Annotated in this window: 15 protein-coding genes; 5 read left to right on the top strand and 10 right to left on the bottom strand. The window is 38.5% G+C overall.

What is annotated here, in order from left to right:
- Positions 1–2 precede the first annotated feature (2 nt).
- The 4 genes from FG27_RS06310 (at position 3) to FG27_RS06325 (ending at position 6,859) form a co-directional block, all read left to right on the top strand.
- Entirely contained in the window at positions 3–1,157 is a 1,155-nt protein-coding gene (locus FG27_RS06310) for an endo-1,4-beta-xylanase (RefSeq protein ID WP_037316965.1), read from the top strand.
- A 2-nt stretch (positions 1,158–1,159) separates the two neighbouring features.
- Positions 1,160–4,012 (top strand): glycosyl hydrolase 115 family protein, encoded by a 2,853-nt coding sequence (locus FG27_RS06315; RefSeq protein WP_037316968.1) that lies wholly within the window; start codon positions 1,160–1,162, stop codon positions 4,010–4,012.
- An 11-nt stretch (positions 4,013–4,023) separates the two neighbouring features.
- Positions 4,024–5,373, top strand: coding sequence for a nucleoside hydrolase-like domain-containing protein (locus FG27_RS06320; RefSeq protein ID WP_081912596.1), 1,350 nt, complete (start codon positions 4,024–4,026; stop codon positions 5,371–5,373).
- A gap of 151 nt (positions 5,374–5,524) precedes the next feature.
- Positions 5,525–6,859 (top strand): Gfo/Idh/MocA family protein, encoded by a 1,335-nt coding sequence (locus FG27_RS06325; RefSeq protein WP_037316971.1) that lies wholly within the window; start codon positions 5,525–5,527, stop codon positions 6,857–6,859.
- A 19-nt stretch (positions 6,860–6,878) separates the two neighbouring features.
- Here the strand turns inward: FG27_RS06325 and FG27_RS06330 are convergent, their stop codons facing one another.
- The 10 genes from FG27_RS06330 to FG27_RS06375 form a co-directional block, all read right to left on the bottom strand.
- Positions 6,879–7,778, bottom strand: a complete 900-nt coding sequence (locus FG27_RS06330; protein ID WP_037316974.1) for an SMP-30/gluconolactonase/LRE family protein — start codon at positions 7,776–7,778, stop codon at positions 6,879–6,881.
- 161 nt (positions 7,779–7,939) lie between these two features.
- The gene (locus tag FG27_RS06335; protein ID WP_037316976.1) at positions 7,940–8,926 is read right to left on the bottom strand and encodes an aldo/keto reductase; all 987 of its coding nucleotides are present in this window, start codon (positions 8,924–8,926) and stop codon (positions 7,940–7,942) included.
- A gap of 114 nt (positions 8,927–9,040) precedes the next feature.
- Positions 9,041–9,988, bottom strand: coding sequence for an alpha/beta hydrolase (locus tag FG27_RS06340; protein WP_037316979.1), 948 nt, complete (start codon positions 9,986–9,988; stop codon positions 9,041–9,043).
- A gap of 156 nt (positions 9,989–10,144) precedes the next feature.
- Entirely contained in the window at positions 10,145–11,764 is a 1,620-nt protein-coding gene (locus FG27_RS06345; protein ID WP_037316982.1) for a sodium:solute symporter, read from the bottom strand.
- Between the two features lie 4 nt (positions 11,765–11,768).
- Complete coding sequence (locus FG27_RS06350) at positions 11,769–12,953, bottom strand: aldose epimerase family protein (RefSeq protein ID WP_037316985.1); 1,185 nt, start codon at positions 12,951–12,953, stop codon at positions 11,769–11,771.
- Positions 12,954–12,976: 23 nt separating this feature from the next.
- Positions 12,977–14,485 carry an L-arabinose isomerase gene (araA, locus tag FG27_RS06355; RefSeq protein ID WP_037316988.1) on the bottom strand — a complete coding sequence of 503 codons (1,509 nt, stop codon included), beginning with the start codon at positions 14,483–14,485 and terminating at the stop codon, positions 12,977–12,979.
- 74 nt (positions 14,486–14,559) lie between these two features.
- Positions 14,560–15,264 carry an L-ribulose-5-phosphate 4-epimerase gene (locus FG27_RS06360; RefSeq protein ID WP_037316991.1) on the bottom strand — a complete coding sequence of 235 codons (705 nt, stop codon included), beginning with the start codon at positions 15,262–15,264 and terminating at the stop codon, positions 14,560–14,562.
- Positions 15,254–16,945: a ribulokinase gene (locus FG27_RS06365; protein WP_037316994.1), complete on the bottom strand. Its 1,692-nt coding sequence runs from the start codon at positions 16,943–16,945 to the stop codon at positions 15,254–15,256. The genes FG27_RS06360 and FG27_RS06365 overlap by 11 nt, the downstream gene beginning before the upstream one ends.
- A gap of 31 nt (positions 16,946–16,976) precedes the next feature.
- A complete protein-coding gene (locus FG27_RS06370; RefSeq protein ID WP_037316997.1) occupies positions 16,977–19,364 on the bottom strand; it encodes a glycoside hydrolase family 127 protein in 2,388 nt (795 codons plus the stop codon).
- 6 nt (positions 19,365–19,370) lie between these two features.
- Positions 19,371–20,909: an alpha-N-arabinofuranosidase gene (locus FG27_RS06375; RefSeq protein WP_037317000.1), complete on the bottom strand. Its 1,539-nt coding sequence runs from the start codon at positions 20,907–20,909 to the stop codon at positions 19,371–19,373.
- A gap of 188 nt (positions 20,910–21,097) precedes the next feature.
- Here FG27_RS06375 and FG27_RS06380 point away from each other — a divergent pair, with 188 nt between their 5' ends.
- Positions 21,098–21,787 carry an NUDIX domain-containing protein gene (locus FG27_RS06380; protein ID WP_037317003.1) on the top strand — a complete coding sequence of 230 codons (690 nt, stop codon included), beginning with the start codon at positions 21,098–21,100 and terminating at the stop codon, positions 21,785–21,787.
- Positions 21,788–21,789: the final 2 nt, after the last annotated feature.

Below are 21,789 nucleotides of genomic sequence, written 5' to 3' on the forward strand. Positions count from 1 at the left end.
ATATGCTACAGTTAAATACCTTTAGAAAATCGGCTTTCGTACTGCTTCTAGCCGCATCAATAATCAGTTGTAAATCTGATAAAGATGCTGAAAAAGAAAACCAGGAAGTCGCCGAAGATGAAAACAAGGAAATGGGGCTTAAAGATTATTACAAAGACTATTTCCCTATAGGTGTTGCGGTGGCGCCAAATACCGTAAAAGGAGAAGAAGCTGAATTACTAAAAAAGGAATTCAACAGTATTACTCCCGAAAATGTGATGAAAATGGGTCCAATTCATCCTGAAAAAGATAAATTCTATTGGGACGATGCTGATGCTATTGCTGAATTTGCCGAGGAAAACGGAATAAAAATGCGGGGACACGCTTTGGTTTGGCACCAACAAACCGGCGGATGGATCTTTGAAAATGAAAACGGAGGAAAAGTAAGTAAAGAAGAATTGCTAAAGCGAATGAAAAACCACATCGATTCTGTGGTTCCTCGCTATTCAGAACATATTTACGCCTGGGATGTGGTTAACGAAGCCGTTGCCGATGATTCTACTAAAGTATATCGGGAATCGGAATGGCTGGAAATTGCAGGAAAAGACTTTTTAGTAAAAGCTTTTGAATATGCTCGCCAGGCCGATCCAGATGTACAACTTTTCTACAACGATTATAACGCGATTATCCCTGAAAAAAGGGATAGAATTATTGAATTATTAAAGTTTCTTCAGGAAAATAATGCCCCAATTGATGGTGTGGGAATACAGGCACACTGGTCAATTTATGGCCCAACAGAAGAAGAGCTTCGCGAAGCCCTGGATCTTTATTCAGATTTAGGACTGGAAATTCAAATTACTGAACTTGATGTTTCCCTTTATGAATGGGAAAAAGAACGCCGCGAACTTAAAGAAGGTGAATCAGACGAATTTACACCAGAACTCGAGCAAAAGCAAATTGAAGCTTACGATATGTTTTTCAAAGTTTTCAGGGATTACAAAGACGTGATTACCGGCGTGACTTTCTGGAACCTTTCTGATAAATATTCCTGGCTGGACACATACCCAGTAGCCGGCAGAAAAAATTATCCGTTGTTATTTGATGAAAATTTTGAACGGAAAAAGGCTTACGAGAAAGTGGTTGAATTTGAAACCGAACCTGAAACAAAAACTCCATAATTATGCAAGCTTCCTTTAAAGTATTTTCTAAATCATGCTTATTTCTGTTCTTAATTTTTGGAAACCTGAGTTTGATTTTCGCACAGGAATCTTATATAAGCACTACTAAAGTTAGCAACGGATTTTCACTAAGTAGTGGCGATAGAATTTCGACTTTATATTTAGATGAAAAGGATCACGAAGGGGTTCATCTAGTAGCAGAAGACCTTAAGCAAGACTTAAAAAAAGTAACCGGAAAATCTACTGAAATTTCTTCAGAAGAAATTAATGGGGTGTACCCTGTTATTATTGGGACCCTTGGAAAAAGTAAATTAATTGATGAGCTGGTTTCCAGTAATAAATTCGATGCCTCAAAGATTGAAGGAAAATGGGAAAATTTTGTAATTGAAGTTATTGAAAATCCATTTCCAGATGTAGATAAAGCTTTAATAATTGCCGGAAGTGATAAACGCGGAACCATTTTCGGAATATACGATTTAGCTGAAGGAATAGGGGTTTCTCCCTGGCATTGGTGGGCCGATGTTCCAGTGAAAAAATCAGAAGAAATTTATGTAAAGCCGGGAAGTTATTCCGCAGGCACTCCAAAAGTAAAATACCGTGGAATTTTTATCAACGATGAAGAACCCGGTTTGGGAAATTGGGCACGGGAGAAGTTTGGAGGAATCAACAGCAAAATGTATGAACATATGTTTAAACTCATCCTCCGCCTGAAAGGAAATTTTTTATGGCCTGCAATGTGGGGGAAAGCCTTTTATGATGACGATCCACGAAATCCCGAACTGGCTAATACCTATGGAGTGGTAATTAGCACCTCCCATCATGAACCTTTAATGCGCGCTCACGTTGAATGGGACCGGTATGGCGAGGGCGACTGGAATTACGAAACCAACCCTGAACAACTTCAGAAATTTTGGAGAGAAGGGATGGAGAGAACCGGCGAAAATGAAAGTATCGTGACCATAGGAATGCGTGGCGATGGTGACGAAGCGATGACTGAAGGTACTGCTATCGGTTTACTGGAAGGCATTGTTGAAGACCAGCGCGAAATAATTGCTGAGGTTACTGGAAAACCAGCCGAAGAAACCCCGCAGGTTTGGGCACTTTATAAAGAAGTGCAGGATTATTACGACCAGGGAATGCGAGTTCCCGATGATGTAACTTTATTATTGGCCGACGATAATTGGGGAAACATCAGGAAATTACCAGACCCGAAAGAAGAAGCGCGCGAAGGTGGTTATGGCATTTACTATCACTTTGATTATGTAGGTGGCCCAAGAAACTATAAATGGCTAAATACCACTCAAATTGAACGGGTTTGGGAGCAAATGAATCTGGCTTATCAATACGACGCCACAGAATTATGGGTGGTAAACGTAGGCGATTTAAAACCTATGGAATTTCCAATTAGTTTCTTTTTAGATTTTGCCTGGGATCCGGAAGCTATAGATGCTAATGATCTTAAAGATTATTCGAAAGATTGGGCTAAAAAACAATTTGGGGATGAATATGCTTCGCAAATCGGTGAAATCTTAGATACCTATACTAAGTATAATAGTCGCAGAAAACCTGAAATGCTAAGTCCGGAGACTTATAGTTTAGTCAATTATAACGAAGCGGAAAATGTGGTAAAAGACTATAATGCGTTAGTTGAAAAAGCGGAAGAAATAAACAACAGACTTCCTTCGGAATATAAAGACGCCTATTTTCAATTGGTTTTATTTCCGGTAAAAGCATCTGCCAATCTAAATGAATTGTATGTAGCCACCGCCAAAAACCGGTTATATGCAGAACAGGGACGCGCCACGGCAAATTCTTATGCCGAAAAAGCAAAAGAATTATATCAAAAGGATTCCGAATTAACTGAAGCATATCACAACATCTCCGATGGAAAATGGAACCATATGATGTCGCAAACCCATATTGGTTACACTTACTGGCAACAACCGGAAGAACAGGTGATGCCAGAAGTTAAAACTATTGACGTTCCTGAAAAACCAGAAATGGGTGTTGCAATTGAAGGCTCCAAACAAGCCTGGCCAGCCTCAAATGAAATGGCAAAACTGCCAGAATTTACTTCGGTAGCCGATGAAAAATTTTATGTTGAAATTTTCAATAAAGGGAAAAAAGAATTTGATTTTAAAATCAAGAATAAAGATAATTGGATTAAGGTTTCGGAAGAATCTGGTTCAGTTTCAGATCAAAAAAGGCTTTCTGTAAGTATTGACTGGAACAAAGCTCCAAAAGGAAAATCTACTGGGACCTTCAGCATTCAACAAAAACGAAATTCAGTAGACATTGAAGTGCCTATCCATAATATCAATGCTGAAAATGTAAAAGGTTTCGTAGAAAGCAATAATTATATTGCTATAGAAGCTTCTAATTTCACAGGAAAAGGGAACGATGAACAAGGCTGGACCTTAGTGCCGAATTTAGGAAAAACAGGCGCAACCATGACTGCTTTTGCCGAAACTCCCACCCACGAGAAATTATCTAAAAACAATCCTTACCTGAAATATGATTTCCATAATTTCAGCACCGGGGAAATGAAAATAGAATTTCTGCTCTCTCCTACCCTGGATTTTCAAAATCAAGGTGGTTTGAGATTTGCTTATTCCATTGATAATACTGAACCAAAAATCATCAATATGCACAAAGACACCGATGACGATTGGGGTACTTCAGTTGGAAATAATACCACACGGGTAATTTCAGATTTAAACCTTGAAAATAGCGGAAATCATAGCCTAAAAATTTGGGCGATAGATTCCGGAGTGGCCATTCAGAAAATAATCATTAGAAAAGGTGAAATTGGAGATTCTTATTTAGGTCCACCGGAAAGTAGAAAAATAGAGTAGAATCAAAACCCATGAAAGCAATTTTTAAGTTTGCAGCTTGCAGTCTATTCATTTCCTTTTCACACCTTAATGCGCAAGAGACTGAACAAATAGACCATAAAGATTTAAATTATAAACCCCGCGTAATTAATACTACCGATCTCGGTGCCGATCCTGATGACAAACAATCTATGGTCCGCCAATTGGTAAGCGCCAATGAATTTGACATTGAAGGATTAATCGTCTCAACCGGATGTTGGAAAAAGTCGCAAAGCAATACAGATTTGCTGGATGACCTTGTAGATGCCTATGCACAGGCTTATCCTAACCTAAAAGTACACGCTGAAGGTTATCCCACACCTGAATATTTAAAATCTATATCTGTTATGGGGCAGGATGAATATGGAATGGGAGATGTAGGAAATGGAAAAGATAGTCCTGGTTCAGACTTGATCATTAATTCTGTAGATAAAGATGATCCCCGACCGGTTTGGGTAATGGGGTGGGGAGGTATGAATACCGCAGCTCAGGCTATTTGGAAAGTTAAGGAAACCCGAACCAAAGCTGAATTTGAAAAATTTTTAAGCAAATTGCGTCTAATAGACATTCTTGGTCAGGGCGATTCGGGAGCCTGGATTGCAAAAAATTTTCCAGAAGTATTTTACATACGCGCAACTGGGGTTTATGGATGGGCTCCTTCTGATGACTATTTAGATAAAAACATCCAAAACCACGGACCTCTGGGTGCGGCTTATCCAGATAGGAAATATGCTACCGAAGGAGATACACCTGCATTTATGCACGTATATCCCAATGGCCTAAATGACCCAGAGCAAATTGATCAAGGAGGCTGGGGTGGCCGTTTTAGTTTTACAAAAAAAGAGGGTATTCGTAGTATGTCTTGTGTGGAAAAAGAAAATGAAACAAAATATGATCCCTACTATATGTACGGAAACACTTCAGAAGGCTCTGAAGCTATAAAGCGATGGAGTGAAGCTTATAATAATGATTTTGCCGCAAGAATGGACTGGAGTATTACCGAAGAATATTCAGATGCGAACCACCATCCTATCGCCATTTTAAATGGTGATAAAACAAAAGAGATTTTGGAATTTGAAGCTACTCCAAGTTCTTCTTTGAAATTTAGCGCTGAAGGATCGAGCGATCCAGATGGAGATAGTTTAGCCTACTCCTGGACCTTTTATGATGAACCCAGTTCTTATGATGAAGCTATTACTATTCAGAATAATTATACATCTTCCGCTAATGTAACAATCCCAGAAGATGCAGCAGGTAAAAACATTCATATTATTCTGGAAATTAAAGATGATGGAGAACCTGGCCTATATGCTTACCGACGTGCGATTATAAATGTAAGGTAGTTTTAAGGCAACTATATTATCAAGAAAATCTTTCAAAACGTTTCTAGGAATCTATGAAAGTTTCATTTCGGAATCAAAATCTCAATTTTAAATGTGAAATAAACACTAAAAGTACTAAATTGTTTAAGATAAACCTCATAAGGAAAACACAATGAGTAATATACCAAGAAGAAAATTTTTACAACAAACAACTTTAGCTGCCGCGGGCTTAAGTTTATCAGGATCACTATTGGCCAACCCAATGTCTATTTTTTCAGCAAATGACAGGGTGAATTTTGGGGTAATTGGTTGTAAAGGTATGGGATGGGCAAATATGCAGGCGCATTTAAAATTACCGAATGTAAATTGCATAGCTCTGGCTGATATTGATCAGCGTGTTTTAGATGAAAGATCGGCCCAGGTAAAAGAAATAAGCGGCAAAGCACCAAAACAGTATAAGGACTATCGCAAAATGTTGGAAAACAAAGATATTGACGCGGTAATTATAGGCACGCCAGACCATTGGCATTGCTTAAATATGGTAGATGCCCTGCAGGCCGATAAACACGTTTATGTAGAAAAACCTCTTGCTAACAGTATTGAAGAATGCAATGTAATGCTTGATGCCGGAAAAAAATACGATAAAATGGTTCAGGTTGGTCAATGGCAACGTAGTGGTAAACACTACGATGATGCTATAAATTACGTGCAATCTGGCGAACTTGGGCAAATTCGATTAGTTAAATGCTGGGCTTACCAGGGTTGGATGAATCCGGTTCCGGTTAAACCAAACAGCACTCCTCCAGAGGGAGTAGATTACAAAATGTGGTTGGGTCCTGCACCTGAAAGACCGTTCAATGAAAATCGGTTCCATTTTAATTTTCGTTGGTTTTGGGATTATGCAGGCGGCTTAATGACAGATTGGGGTGTGCATGAAATTGACATCGCACTTTATGCTATGGGCGCAAAAGCACCAAAATCTATTTTAGCTTCAGGTGGTAAATTTGCTTATCCTAATGATGCTTCTGAAACTCCTGACACCCTACAAACCGTATATGAATTTGAAGATTTCAACCTATTGTGGGAACATGCCACCGGTATAGATGGCGGAAATTACGGAAGACCAGAAGGCATCGCGTTTATTGGAAATAACGGCACTCTAGTTGTAAATCGCAATGGCTGGGAAGTTATTCCTGAAGGAGAAAATAAAAATGATAAATGGGTGACTAAAACCAAAAGAATAGATTTGGTTTCACCTGAAGGCAATGCGTTGGAAAACCATGCAAAGAATTTTGTTTCAGCGATTCGGGCAAACGATAGTTCTAAGCTTAATTGTGGAGTAGAAACCGGAAGTATCGCCGCAATTACCGCACATATGGGAAATATTGCCTATAAAACCGGGAAAAAATTGTACTGGAATGCTGAATCTGGATCATTTGAGGATGCCGAAGCAGATGCCCTGGTGAAAGCTAATTATCATAACGGCTGGAAACTACCAAAGGTTTAAAAAATCCACGTCTAAAAATTTACCAGCGAACGCCTTTTACATTCATCTCCAGGCTGTATAGGGCCTGTTGAGCAGTGATAAAAAGTGTTTGTTGGTTTTTACCACCAAAGGTCACATTCGCCGTCCAATCTCTATCTATTGGAATATGCTGAATTTTTTTTCCAGATTTATCGAAAACCGTCACGCCATTTCCGGAAAGGTAAACGTTTCCCCTATTATCTATAGTCATCCCGTCTGAACCTAATTCAGTAAAAAGTTTTTTACCTGAAAGACTTCCATCGGAATTAATTGTATAGGAATAGGTTTTATTAGCTCCAATATCGGCGATGTACAAGGTTTTCCCATCAGGAGTTCCAATAATTCCGTTAGGTTGTTCCATATCCTCTACCACAATATTTATTTCGCCCTCTGAATTTACATAATAAACACGTTCTTCTTCAATTTCCTTCTCGGTACGTTCCCAATAATCACGTTGATAGTAAGGATCTGTAAAGTAAAATCCGCCACCCGGAGCAATCCATAAATCATTTGGCCCATTTAAACGATTGCCTTCAAAAGATTCAATTAAAACCTCAACTTGTTTTTTAGGATTAATTTTCCATATTTCAGAATTTTCATCGGCGGCAGCTAGAAGGTTTCCCGCATCATCAAAATAAAGTCCGTTTGCCCGGCCCGAATTTTCCATAAAAACCGAAATAGCACCTTCTTCTGCAGACCATTTATAGATTCTATTATTCGGCTGATCGGTAAAATATACATTCCCCTCAGCATCTGAAGCAGGACCTTCGGTAAACTCAAACTCGTTTGAAATAAGCTGCAGTTTCTGCCCTTCTTTTATTAATTCTATTTGAGAGCTACAGGAAGTAACCACAAAAATCAGGATAAAAAACGATAAAAACCTTAATTTAACAGTATTCATAAAAAAGCCTTTCCCTAAAGATAGGGAAAGGCTTTTAAAAGTAAATTAAACTACTGACTTATAAATTTTCTCATCTCTTCCTGCCAGGCTTTTTACACCTCGCAGGTATATAATTACAAGAAAACCTACAAGGTCAAAAAAAGACCTTACAGGAATAAAAATTACCATCTGTGGTGAATATCCTGTTTTAGGTATTCATTATAGATCTTATTCATTTCTTTAATTTTTTCGTTGCTTAGCTCGGGCCTATCATAGATAGATAAATTAGAAAGCAGTTGCTCTTCTTTTGAAGCTCCAGGGATCGTACAACTAACCTCAGGAAATTTAAGAATCCACTGCAGCGCAATTGGAGCAAGGTTTTGAACTTCAGGAAACAATTTTTTAAGTTTTTCTACCGCATTTAAACCACGATCGAAATCTATTCCAGAAAAAGTTTCGCCTTTATCGAAAGCTTCTCCATTTCGATTAAAATTCCGGTGATCCTCTTTATCAAAACTGTCGCTTTTATCGAATTTTCCAGTTAATAAACCACTAGCAAGTGGAACGCGGGCAATAATCCCGATATTTTTCTTTTTAGCCTGTTCAAAGAAAAGTTCTGAAGGGCGCTGCCTGAATAAATTAAATATAATTTGAACGGTTTCTACATTATCGTATTCAACGGCTTTTAAAGCCTCTTCCACTTTTTCAACACTAACACCAAAATGTAATATTTTTCCCTGATCTTTTAGTTTTTGAAAAGTTTCAAAGATCTCGGGACGATAATAAACTTCGGTAGGTGGGCAATGTAATTGTATTAGATCCAGGGCTTCAAAACCTGTTCTTTTAAGGCTTTCTTCTACATAAGCGGTAAGTGCTTCAGGCGTATAATTCTCTGCCGTATGCGGGTTGATTTGTCTTCCGCATTTGGTAGCGACAAAAACACGTTCAGACCTTGAACGCACCACACGGCCTACAGCGGCTTCGCTTAAACCGGCTTCGTAAACATCGGCCGTATCAATAAAATTAATTCCTTTATCTATGGCGGTATTAATGGTTTTTTCAGCAGTTTTATCACTAAAATCTGATCCCCACTTTCCACCTATTTGCCAGGTTCCGAGGGAAATCTCTGAAATTTCAAAACCTGTTTTTCCTAATTTTCTGTAATTCATCTAATTTTTTTCTTTCTTTCCTTCTAAAGATAGCACCCGAAAGTAAAATTCCGGGCGTTATCTAATTTGTAAACTTAATAGCATTATTGATTATGCCAATATCCTATGGCTAAATTATTCCTGAGTTTCTGCTTTCAAAAATTTATTAACCTTCAACCAGTGAATAAAAGCATCAAACCAGCGGTTACTGGTACGGTCTGGATTTCCAAGTCCGAAACCATGGCCTCCGTTTTGATAAAGGTGAAACTCCACCGGTTTCCCGGCCTTATGCCATGACTCGATTAAACCAAACTCACCGTGGAAGAGAAAATCATCGGCAGCAATAACATTGAACATAGGAGGAGCATCTTCTGGAACCTCTACTTCATTTAAACCTCCATAAATTGGAGCTATAAATGCCAGATCCATGGTTTTGGAATTAAGTGTTGAATGCATGGTAAGACCGGCACCGGCCGAGAAGCCCATCATCCCTATATTATTTGTATCTACTCCCCATTCTTCAGCACGTTCAACAATCATCGCGTAAGCGGCTTCGGCATCCTCAAGCTGGTTAGAAAGGTTAGAACGCGGTCTTTCCGGGCGTGTTTCTGGCTCGTCATCTGAGGATTCAGACGGAGGAGTGACAGGTCTTTCCATGGACGCCCTAAAATCATCCAGCGATTCAGGAGTTGGGTGTAAACGATATTTTAGCACAAAAGCGGTGATTCCCTGTTCTGCAAGCGCTTCGGCAACTTCCCAGCCTTCATTACCCAAAGAAAGCCACCTAAAGCCCCCACCGGGTGCCACAATTACGGTTGTTCCGTTGGCTTTTTCAGGATTGGGCAAAAATGGAGTAAGAGTCGCTTTGGTTATATTTCTCGCCATGGGGTCTCCCCACTGGCGAAACCAGGTTTCTGAAGCGGGTTGATCTTCAACCCCACCCGTTTCTAACGGAATAGCATTAGGTTCTTTAGGTGTTTCAAGAGGGTAGATTGTTCCGTCTTGCGCCATTCCCGATGCGGCAACGAAAAATAAAATCGACCAGATGGCAGACTTCACTAAGTTAATTGGTGTGTTAGACATAATAAATTAGTTTTAAAGTTAGTAATTCAAAAAAATATAATTCACATTTTAAGGTTCACTTATTATTAATCGCTATCTCCAATACTTCCTGCTCAACATGGTCGATTTTAATCTATCTATATAAGTTCCATTTTAGGTCAATTATTTACTCAGCAATTATCTTCCGTTAAAGAAAATCATCACTCCAATAACCAATACTACTACAAGAATAGAAACTACAATATCAACCCAGTTATAGCTGTTTTTGTTGTTTTTCTTTTCTTCTTCAGAAATTGTCTGGAACGTAAGATTATCGGTTTTAATTTTTGAAGGAATACTGGTTAAGAAACTTACCACGGTAATTAGCACTACACAGAAAAGGAAGAACCAGGCCGCGAAAGTCAAAAAGTTAATATCTCCTACCAGGAATAAGAACCCGTCTGGATCTAAAGAGTCTTTAAATAATTCCAGAATAATCCTGAGAGCTCCTACAATAAATCCAACTACTAAAGTCACAAAAGCACCCTGTGCGTTTATACGCTTATAGAAAATACCCAGTAAGAATACAGCGGTAATTGGAGGTGCGATATATGATTGTACTTTCTGTAAATATTCATATAAAACTCCGGAAATATTCGCCATAATCGGGATCCAAATAATTCCAATGATCACGATAATCACAGTTGCGATTTGCCCGGTTCTTACCAGTTTTTTCTCCTGGGTATTCGGTCTTAATTTCTTATAAATATCTACCGTAAATAGTGTAGAGCAGGAATTAAAAACTGAAGCTAAAGAACTCATTAATGCCGCGAGTAATCCGGCAGCTACAAGTCCGCGTAATCCGGAAGGTAACAAGTTACTCATCAAAACAGGAAAAGCTTCATCTGGGCTATCCCAATGCAATTCTCCACGCATCTTAAGCGTAAGGGCGATAATACCTGGGATTAAGAATAAGAACACCGGAAGTAATTTCAGCAAAGCGCCAAAAATAGTTCCTCGTCTTCCTTCTTTAATATTCTTTGCAGTAAGTGCACGTTGTACAATATACTGGTCTGTACACCAATACCAAATACCTACAATTGTACTGGTAATTAAAAGGGACGGCCAGGGAAAATCGGGATCTGAAGCAGAGCGCCACATATTAAGATATTCAGGCGTTACGGTTTCTTTCATACTTGCCCAACCTCCTACTTCACCTAAGCCGATAAACGTAAGGGCGGCAGCACCAAGCACAAGAATAATAGCTTGCAGGGTTTCCGTATAAACAACTGCTCGCATTCCGCCTAGAACCGTATAAATACCGGTTAAAATTACTGTAGAAAGTGCACCGGTCCAGAAATTGATTCCGAGTAAAGCAGAAACCACAATACCTCCCGCATAAATTGTTACCGAGATTTTTGTAAGTACATAGGCGATTATAGAAAATACAGATAACACCCATCTTGACCTGGCATCAAATCGTTTTTCGAGAAATTCGGGCATTGTAAAAACGCCACTCCTGGCGTAAAATGGTAAAAATACCCAGCCAAGAATAAGCACTACCCAGGCCTGTATTTCATAAATAAGCATTGGTAATTTATCCCCCGCCCCTGCTCCGGCCAAACCAACCACGTGTTCTGACCCGATATTGGATGCAAAAATTGATGCTCCAACAACAAACCATCCCACATTTCTACCGGCCAGAAAATAATCTTCGGTATTAGACTGTTTTTTTCTAATTACCCAAACAACAATACCTGCTAAAATTAGAAAGTAACCGGCAATCGCAATCCAGTCATAAATATCTAATGCTTTCATAAACTTATTTTACTGAAAATTTAAAACTGGTTTTTGAAGAATAAGTCTCTCCCGGCTCCAATACAACAGAAGGAAAACCTTCCTGATTTGGAGAATCTGGGTAATGCTGTGTTTCAAGGCAAAAGCCACTTCTATGACCGTAATTTCCTTCGCCATCTGCCTGCGGAAGTGTCCCGTCTAGAAAATTCCCAGAATAAAACTGAATTCCCGGCTCATTGGTGTGAACCTCCAGCATTCTACCACTTTCTTCGTGATAAGCTGAAGCAGCAAAGCGCATCCCGCTATCCTGTTCGTTAAGTACCCAATTGTGGTCGTAACCTTTACCACGTTCCAGTTGTTCGTTTTTTTCTTCAATATGCTGTTCCACAGTTTTCGCTTCGCGGAAATCAAAAGGAGTTCCTGCCACATCCTTTAGTTCGCCCGTAGGGATTAAAGTCTCGTTTACTGGTAAAAATTTATCGGCATTTATTTCAATTTTATGATCTAAAATAGTTTCAGAAAAATCTCCTGAAAGGTTAAAATAAGCGTGCTGGGTTAAATTCAATACTGTTTTCTTATCGGTTGTAGCATTATAATCAACTTCCAGGGCATTATCCTCAGTTAAAGTGTAAACCACCGTAGTTTCCAGGGTTCCAGGATAACCTTCTTCCATATCTTCACTAATATAAGAAAGGGTTAGGGAATTTGTACTGGCATCATCAACAGTCCAAACCACTTTATCAAAACCTTTTTCCCCACCGTGCAAATGGTTCTGCCCATCATTTTGAGCCAAAGTATACTCTTCACCGTCTAAGGTGAATTTTCCGTTTGCAATTCGATTTCCAAAACGGCCAATTAAAGCTCCAAAAAACGGATTGTCTTTGGTGTATTGTTCTAAAGAATCAAATCCTAAAACTACATTCTCAAATTCGTCGTTCTTATTGGGAGCTTTTAAAGAAGTAATTCTGCCACCATAGGTGATTATTTTCACTTCCATTCCATTTTCGTTGGTAAGCGTATATTGCGCTACTTTTTCACCATCAGAAGTGGTACCGTAGTCTTCTTTTTGCATTTCCGTTTTTTGGCTTTTTTCGGTATTCATTTTATTTGCTTTAGTTTCAGCTTCCTGGTCGCTATTTTTACACTGAATAAAAAACAAGGACAGAAAAACTATCCCGAAGCCGAAAAGATTATTTGTTGAAATTTTCATAATTAGATACGTTAGGTTAGAAATTACATTCCGTGTTGAAACATATGGTAATAAGCCTCATTAGCGTTTATTTTATCCTTGAATTCCCTAATACTGGTTTTGTCATCAATAACCAGTAGTTCAATCCCGGCGATATCGGCAAAGTCTTCTAAGAATTCAGTGGTTAATGCCTGGGTGTAAACCGTATGATGCGCTCCTCCGGCTAAAATCCAGGAGGTAGCGGCAACTTCAAGGTTGGGTTTTGCATCCCATAATACACGTGCTACCGGTAAGTTTGGTAAATCGGCTTCCGGTGCAACTGCTTCCACTTCGTTTACAATTAACCTAAACCTGTTGCCCATATCTATTAACGATGCATTTAAAGCATCGCCCTTTGGAGCGTTGAAAACCAATCTCACGGGGTCTTCTTTTCCCCCAATTCCAAGCGGATGAACTTCACAGGTTGGCTTAGCATCAGCAATTGAAGGACAAATTTCCAACATATGCGAGCCTAAAACATAAGATTTTTGTGGGGTGAAATGATAGGTATAATCTTCCATAAAAGAAGTTCCTTCTTCTAATCCCACTGCCATAACCTTCATTGCTCTTAGTAATGCCGCGGTTTTCCAATCGCCTTCTGCGCCAAAACCGTAGCCATCTGCCATTAGCCTTTGTACGGCAATACCAGGAAGTTGTTTTAGCTTTCCAAGGTTTTCAAAAGTATCGGTAAAAGCTTTAAAACCACCTTCGTCTAAAAATGATCTTAATCCTAATTCAATTTTAGCTGCATCAACCAAAGAATCTCTTTGTGAACCACCCTCTTTCAGGTCTTCGCTTAAGTTATAATCAGTATCGTATTTCTTTAGTAATTCATTTATTTTCTCTTCGGAAACTTGATCAATATGGGCAACTACTTCTGAAGAATCATAACCGTTTACGGCCATTCCAAATTTCATTTCCGCAGCGACTTTATCACCTTCGGTAACGGCTACATTACGCATATTATCACCAATACGAGCAACCTTTAAGTGCTGAAGCTCGTCCCAACCTAAAACCACTCGAGACCAAATCCCTAGTTTTTGCTGAACGCGATCGGTCTTCCAATGGCCAACAATTACTTTACGCTTTTTGCGCATTCTACTCATCATAAAACCAAATTCCCTATCGCCGTGGGCAGATTGGTGAAGATTCATATAATCCATATCAATTTTACCCCATGGAATTTCAGCATTAAATTGTGTATGTAAATGGCAAAGTGGTTTTTTAAGTAAGCTTAGGCCTTTAATCCACATTTTAGCCGGAGAAAAGGTATGCATCCAGGCTACGATTCCAATACAATTTTTATTGGCATTGGCGTCCTGACAAATATCAGTGATCTCATCGGCGGTTTTAACAGTATCTTTCCATACTATTTTCAGCGGAAGATGTTTCGATTCGTTAAGGCCGTTTACAATTGCTTTTGAATCTGCTGCAACCTGGTTTAAAGTTTCATCTCCGTATAAATGCTGGCTACCAGTGACGAACCAGATTTCTTTTGTTTCTATATTGATCATTTGATTTCAGAATTATTTAGATTTTTAAAAACCTCACAGGTTTTTTAATCCTGTGAGGCGAATTGGGATAGCTATTATTTCTGACCGTAATAGGCATTTTTGCCGTGCTTACGTTCGTAATGTTTTTTGATTAAGGAATCCTTCATTCTTGTCGCTTCCGGATTAATTTGCTTGGTAAGCAATGCCATCTTAGCTACCTCTTCCAAAACCTTACTATTGTAAACCGCTTTAGCTGCATTTTTTCCCCAGGTAAAGGGACCGTGATTACCAATTAACACCATAGGTACTTCCTCATAAGAAAGATTTTTATCTTTAAAACAATCCAAAATCTGGATGCCGGTATTATGTTCGTAATTCCCTTCTATTAGTTCATCACGCATTGGCGGCGCACAAGGAATATCAGCGGTAAGATGATCGGCGTGTGTGGTTCCAAAAATAGGAATATCTAATTGCGACTGAGCCCATGCTACGGAATATGTTGCGTGAGTATGGGCAATCCCACCAATGTTTTCCCAGTTTTTATAAAGAAAAGCGTGGGTTTTAGTGTCAGAAGAAGGCCGCATTTCGCCTTCAATCACATTATTTTCAAAATCCAGGATTACAATGTCTTCCGGTTTTAGTTCTTCATAGGGAACACCACTGGGCTTTATGGCAAAAACCTTTTTTTCACGATCTACAGCACTTACGTTTCCGAAAGTGTAGATCACCAGGTTTAAGGCATCAAGTTCCATATTGGCCTCGTAACATTCCTGTTTTAATGCTTTGTAACTAGAGCTCATTTACAGTAGATTTTCGGTTTATATTAGTTTCAACAAAAGCGCCCAATTCTCTATACTCTTCCATTAAAGTGGCATAGGTTTCCAGAGCTTCTGCTTCGGGGTGGTATTCTGCTTCAAAATCGCTACCCAGTTTTTTACTGGCCTCGATCACATTTGGATAGATACCGGCAGCAACGGCAGCATAAACTGCAGCGCCAAGCGCGGGAGCCTCATCTGAAGAAGCTACTTTTATAGGCATATTAAGCACATTGGCCAGGGTTTGCATAATAAACGGAGATTTTCTGGCAACGCCTCCAATCCCAATCACACTATTAATCTTCACTCCTTCTTTTTCAAAACGATCTACAATTTGTTTTGAACCAAAGCAAATCGCATTGATAAGCGCTTTAAAAATATGTGGTGCTTTTGAACCAAGAGATAGTTTGGTGATTGCACTTTTTAATTCCTGGTTCGCATCCGGAGTTCTTCTGCCATTAATCCAGTCTAAAGCAATTGGAATACTTTCTGAAAGCGGAATTGCTTCAGCAGCTTCACTAAGTTTTTTAATAAAGTCTTTTTCAAATTCAGCTCTAAGCTTTTCTTTTTGTTCTTCGGAAATACTATCAGAATTTAAAATAATATTTTCCATCGGCCAGGAAAGCACATCTTTGAACCAGGCCAAAACATCTCCAAAAGCCGATTGTCCCGCTTCTAAACCGATCATCTTTGGAATTACCGACCCATCTACCTGTCCACAGATTCCGCGAACGGTTTTATCACCAACATTTTCCTGTTCTGAAACGATAATATCGCAGGTTGAAGTTCCCATAACGCGAACTAAAGTATGTTTATCGATTTTTGCACCTACCGCGCCCGAGTGGGCATCAAAGGTTCCAACAGCGATCACACAATCGGTAGAAAGACCTAGTTTTTCAGCCCACGCTGCGCTTAAGTTCCCAGCAACTTCATCTGAAGTATAAGTTTCTGTATATAATCTATCACGCAGTCCACCTAAAGATGGATCCAGTTGATTGAGGAAAGCTTCAGAGGGAAGTCCGCCCCAGCTTTCGTGCCACATCGCTTTGTGACCGGCGGCGCAACGGCTTCGTTTAAAAGAAGCTAAATCCTGATTTTCAATAAGCATAAACGTCATAAGATCGCAATGCTCCATCCAGGAATATGCGGCATTTTTTACAGCTTCATCCTCACGAACTACGTGAGCGATCTTTGCCCAAAACCATTCGGAAGAATAAATTCCACCTTCATATTTGGTATAATCTTCCCCGGCCCAATTTCTGGCCAATTCATTAATTTCGTTGGCTTCATCAATTGCGGTGTGGTCTTTCCAAAGCACCATCATCGCGTTTGGGTTTTCCTTGAAACCTTCTTCAAAGGCCAAGGGCGTACCTGCTTTGGTAACCGCAATTGGGGAAGAACCGGTGGTGTCTATGCAAATTCCTTTTACAAGCGCACCATCAATCTTAGTTTTGGTTAAAACACCTTTTATGGTTTTCTCTAATCCTTCAATATGATCTGCCGGATGTTGGCGAAACTGGTTGATTGCTGCATTACAATATTTTTTATCACGCCATTGCGGATAATAAAATGTATCGGTGGCCAATTCTTCTCCACTCCCTGTATCTACAAGTACCGCCCGAACAGAGTCGGTACCGTAATCCAGGCCTATAACGTAGTTCTTCATTATTGGTATGCTATTTAAATCTTTTTTATTGCTATTTTTTTAATAATCTTATATCATAAATACCTGCTGTTCTGGAACCTGTTTTAGCTTCAAAACGTATTGTAATTTTTTCCTCATTATTATATTCTAATTTTTTTGGCAGTTTATATTCTTTAGAAAAAAACCGGTCACCTACTTCACCATTAAAATTTTCTTCAACCAGAACTTTATCATTTATATAAATACTGAATTCCCTATTTGCATCTTTTCCGTAATAAGTAATTTGAAGTTTTTTGGCATTATTCTCCCTGTCTTTTAAATCGTAACTAAACCATCCCTTAGCATCACGCCAATGCCGATCTTGATGGACCCCGGTATTAGAATCTTTACTTTGAATAAAATGATCTGATTCCGGTTGTTGTTCACCGGGAACTACCCTGTCTATAGTATTTGCTTCCAGTGCACGCTCAACTATCTCCTTTTCCCTTAAGTCTTTTTGCTTTTTCCGGTAACTTTCTTTTGTTTCCAGGGGAAGATAAATGGCATATCTGGACTCGTGAATATTATAAAAAGGAATAAATTCAAGTCCTTTAAATTTTTCAGGATAAATGCCATTTGCTACTGAAAAACTTAAATTTTCACCTGGATTTTTTCTCGTTTTCTTCACCAGTTCATCCACGTTTTCAGATAAAAATACCGGCATTTGAGAGATTGGTATTTGAGTACCATCTGCAATATGACCACCCCGACTGTCATCGGCAAAAACTCCTTTTTGATCTTGCTCCCCGGTTTTTGTTCCCAAAACAATTGGTCCATACTTTAACGCAGCATAGTCTGAACCATCAGGAAGTTTTTCAGCAGTAATATGCATAGGTAATTCCACTCTTATTTTATCTCCGTTTTTCCAGGTTCGGTTGATTTTCACATAGGATCCCGGCTCCTGATTTACTGCAAAAGATTCTTCATTTATAAATATTTTAAACTGATCTTTTTTTACCCAGGAAGGATACCTGAGATTCAGGGTGAAATTTTTCTGTTCCTTAGTCTTAATGCTAAGATTCGTAGTTTCTTGTTTAGGGAAATCAGTTTGCTGCAGTATTTCTACATCTTCTTCTTTCCACTTTAAAGTTGAAGGAATAAAAAGATTTACATACAATTCATTTTCAGAATGGGTATAAATAAATTGGTTATACTTCCCGTGATTTTCAATTCCGGAACCTACACAGCACCAAAAACTCGTTTCCGGCTGGGAATAAACCCGGTAATGTCCGGGACGCATAGGAGTAAAATAAACAAAACCTCCTTTTTCCGGATGCTGGGAAGAAAGGATATGATTATATATTGCCTCCTCATAATAATCTATATATTTTTCATCTGGATTAGTAAGAAATAATTTCTCACTTAACCTTAACATATTATAGGTGTTACAGGTTTCTGGCCCCTGCTCGCTGGATATCATTTCCGAAAAATCTGTAGTAGGATGAAAATGCTCCCTTACACTATTTCCTCCAATGGCTACCGAGCGTTTATTGACAACGTTATCCCAGAAATAAGTCGCCGCATCGTGAAAATCTCTATTGTTATCTAAAGTAGCAATTGTTTCAAAACCAATTACTTTAGGAATTTGGGTATTAGCATGCATCCCATTTAGAATATCATTATTGGAAGCTAATGGTTTGAGCAGTTTTTGATGTGAAAATTTATAAGCCAATTCCAGGTATTTTTCTTCTCCCGTAATTTTTGCCACATCTGCAAAAACTTCGTTTAAACCACCGTGTTCGGAAACCAATAATTCCTGAATTTGTTCTTCTGAAAGTCCGCTGGTGACCTTCAGCATCCAGTCAGAAAAACTGATCAACATATCTTTGGCCTTAGATTTTCCCGCAATTTGATAAGCATCCCGAAGTCCTGCGTAGGTTTTATGAATGTTATATAAAGGCACCCATTTTCCATTTAAGCTAAAACTTGCAGCATCAATTTTGCCTTTAGAAATTTCGCGCCATAATTCTTTACTGCCGGGAACGCCACCTATGTATCCGTTAGCATTCGCTTGCTGTGCCCTTTCTAATTCATTTAAACTATAGGTAAGCAATGAATCGGCTTTTTCACTATTTGCTGAAGCCTGCATCTGGGACAGGGCGGTAAGATAATGCCCCCCAATATGACCATCTAAACCTGAATTCTCCCAATTGGTATAACTTTCTGCCTTTGGGTCTAAGCCCGCCTCACGTAAAAAAGGTGCTAAAAGTTTATCGGGATTTAATTCTAAAATATACTCGAGATCGACCAGCATCGCGTTGCGAAAAGGACCTTCTTCTAGGCTGATATCCTGAAGCTTAAAAGTTTCTAATTTGGTTTGCTGGCCAAACATGAATGTGGAGACCAGACAAATTAATAAGCTAAAAAGACTTCTTTTAAAATCAGCCAAGGAAAATTTCATTTTAAATTATTTAGATGATAATACTACTACAGAAAAAGGTGGGAGGCTAACCTCCAATTTGCCTTTTCTCAATTTAAAATCTTTAAATTCAGCAATATTTATTTTATCCGGATTATCAAAAGTATTATGATCTTGGATTTTCCCTGATTTCAGGATTTCAGCTTCAATATCATTAACATCTAAACCATCCAAATCTATTTCTACTTTGTGTTCAGCACCTGCATCAATATTTACTAATGAAATATTAGTATTTCCTGTTTCATCTTTAGAAGCTGAAACAGAAATTGCAGGTAATGATTTTCCATTGTAGTTATATTCAGGAGAATCAAACTCAACGGGTAATAACTGCGCATCGTGGTGTACGGTGTACATTTTAAATACGTGGTAGGTTGGAGTAAGAATCATTTTTTCACCTTCGGTAAGCGCCACTGCCTGTAAAACATTTACGGTTTGCGCCAAATTGGCCATTTTAACCCTATCACTATGATTATTAAAAATATTTAAGGTTGTCCCGGCAATCATAGCATCTCTCATGGTATTTTGTTGATATAAAAATCCGGGATTAGTACCTTCTTCTACATCGTACCAGCCGCCCCATTCATCTACCACAAGATCTATTTCATTTTTAGGGTCATGCTTTTCCATCACTTCTATATGCCCTTTAACAAACTCATCCATTTTAAGCGCTTCTTCCATACTTTTAAAATAGATCTCCTCGTCATAGCCCGTAGCTGGACCTTTATTTTCCCAATCTATTACTGCATAATGGTGAAGACCAACCGCTTCAATTAAAGATTTTGGAACTTCTTTCATCAAAACGTCTGTCCAGTGATAATCGTCTCCGGAAGCTCCGGCGGCAATTCTGTAAAGATTGTCTTTATTTTCGCCGGCGGTCATAAATGTTGAATACTGCTTATATATGTTCGCATAATATTCAACGGTCATATTACCACCACAACCCCACATTTCATTTCCAATACCCCAATATTTTACTTTCCAGGGTTCATCTCTTCCATTTTCTTTCCTCAGCTTAGCCATAGGACTTCCTTCTGGATGGTTTGTATACTGTACCCAGTCCATAAAATCCTGAACTGTTCCGCTTCCTACGTTGGCAGAAATAAAAGGCTCTGCTCCCAGTTCTTCACACAGGTTTAAAAAATTATGGGTACCAAAGCTGTTGTCTTCGGTTACCCCTCCCCACCAGGAGTTTACCATAGTAGGTCTGTCTTCCTGGGGGCCAATTCCATCTTTCCATTGGTAAGTATCAGCAAAACAGCCACCAGGCCATCTTAAATTCGGTATTTTAATTTCTTTTAAAGCTTCAATAATATCAATTCTAACCCCATCTTTATTTGGGATAGAACTGGTATCTCCAACATAGAAACCATCATAAATAGATCTCCCAAGATGTTCTGCAAAATGACCATAGATATGTTTACTTATTTTTGGTGCATCTGAAGAAGATTCTACTTTAATAGAAGTTTGTTGTGCATTCAGGTTGAAAATCAAACCTAACATAAGTGCAGTAATTATTTTTATCTTCATAGTCTTTTGGTACTGATTAATAAGTTATTATGTCTAATTAGCTTCTTAAGTGTTTTATCTACATTTCCAAATATAATTAAAACAAGTATTGAAATGCAATCTTTATTTAACAAATTTTTAATTTTGTAGCTTTAAGATTTTAATATAACCTTAGCATTCTAATATTAGATTTTAAATTTCGAAAATAAATGGCTCCTAAATATCAATTAGAAGATAAAGTACTTTTAGCAGTAGACTGTATAATATTCGGGTTTGATGAGGAAGACCTAAAAATTCTTCTCATTAAAAGGGACTTCGAACCAGAAAAGGGTAAATGGTCTCTAATGGGCGGATTTTTAAAAAGAGAAGAGAATCTCAATAGGGCTGCTAATAGAATTCTTTTTACACTCACGGGTATAGAGCAAATATATATGGAACAGTTGTATGCTTTTAGTGAGGTAGATAGAGATCCAGCCGAAAGGACAATTTCTGTTGCTTACTATGCATTAATCAATATTAATGAACACAATAAAGCTTTAAGTGAAAAATATTCAGCTAAATGGTATAGTATAACTGAATTGCCTGAATTAATTTTCGATCACCCTGAGATGATCTCTAAAGCCATAAGGCGGCTTAGACGTAGGATTTCTACAAAGCCTATTGGGTTTGAACTTCTTCCTGAAAAATTTACAATGCGACAACTTCAAAAACTATACGAAGCCATTTTAGGTGAAGAATTAGATAAAAGGAACTTTATTAATAAAATAAATGCTTTAGACATCCTAATTAAACTTAAAGAGAAAGACATGAAATCCTCACGAAAGGGCTCGTTCTTATATAAGTTTGACGCCAAAAATTATAACGAAAAGGTAGAAGAAGGATTTTCTTTTAAATTATAAAA

It is taken from the genome of Salegentibacter sp. Hel_I_6 (assembly GCF_000745315.1).
In the GTDB taxonomy this organism is placed as follows: Bacteria; Bacteroidota; Bacteroidia; order Flavobacteriales; family Flavobacteriaceae; genus Salegentibacter.

Excerpts from the sequence above, each read along its gene's own strand:
- FG27_RS06310 (WP_037316965.1), top strand. The coding sequence starts at position 3 with ATGCTACAGTTAAATACCTTTAGAAAATCGGCTTTCGTACTGCTTCTA.
- FG27_RS06315 (WP_037316968.1), top strand. The coding sequence starts at position 1,160 with ATGCAAGCTTCCTTTAAAGTATTTTCTAAATCATGCTTATTTCTGTTC.
- FG27_RS06320 (WP_081912596.1), top strand. The coding sequence starts at position 4,024 with ATGAAAGCAATTTTTAAGTTTGCAGCTTGCAGTCTATTCATTTCCTTT.
- FG27_RS06325 (WP_037316971.1), top strand. The coding sequence starts at position 5,525 with ATGAGTAATATACCAAGAAGAAAATTTTTACAACAAACAACTTTAGCT.
- FG27_RS06330 (WP_037316974.1), bottom strand. The coding sequence starts at position 7,778 with ATGAATACTGTTAAATTAAGGTTTTTATCGTTTTTTATCCTGATTTTT.
- FG27_RS06335 (WP_037316976.1), bottom strand. The coding sequence starts at position 8,926 with ATGAATTACAGAAAATTAGGAAAAACAGGTTTTGAAATTTCAGAGATT.
- FG27_RS06340 (WP_037316979.1), bottom strand. The coding sequence starts at position 9,988 with ATGTCTAACACACCAATTAACTTAGTGAAGTCTGCCATCTGGTCGATT.
- FG27_RS06345 (WP_037316982.1), bottom strand. The coding sequence starts at position 11,764 with ATGAAAGCATTAGATATTTATGACTGGATTGCGATTGCCGGTTACTTT.
- FG27_RS06350 (WP_037316985.1), bottom strand. The coding sequence starts at position 12,953 with ATGAAAATTTCAACAAATAATCTTTTCGGCTTCGGGATAGTTTTTCTG.
- araA (WP_037316988.1), bottom strand. The coding sequence starts at position 14,485 with ATGATCAATATAGAAACAAAAGAAATCTGGTTCGTCACTGGTAGCCAG.
- FG27_RS06360 (WP_037316991.1), bottom strand. The coding sequence starts at position 15,264 with ATGAGCTCTAGTTACAAAGCATTAAAACAGGAATGTTACGAGGCCAAT.
- FG27_RS06365 (WP_037316994.1), bottom strand. The coding sequence starts at position 16,945 with ATGAAGAACTACGTTATAGGCCTGGATTACGGTACCGACTCTGTTCGG.
- FG27_RS06370 (WP_037316997.1), bottom strand. The coding sequence starts at position 19,364 with ATGAAATTTTCCTTGGCTGATTTTAAAAGAAGTCTTTTTAGCTTATTA.
- FG27_RS06375 (WP_037317000.1), bottom strand. The coding sequence starts at position 20,909 with ATGAAGATAAAAATAATTACTGCACTTATGTTAGGTTTGATTTTCAAC.
- FG27_RS06380 (WP_037317003.1), top strand. The coding sequence starts at position 21,098 with ATGGCTCCTAAATATCAATTAGAAGATAAAGTACTTTTAGCAGTAGAC.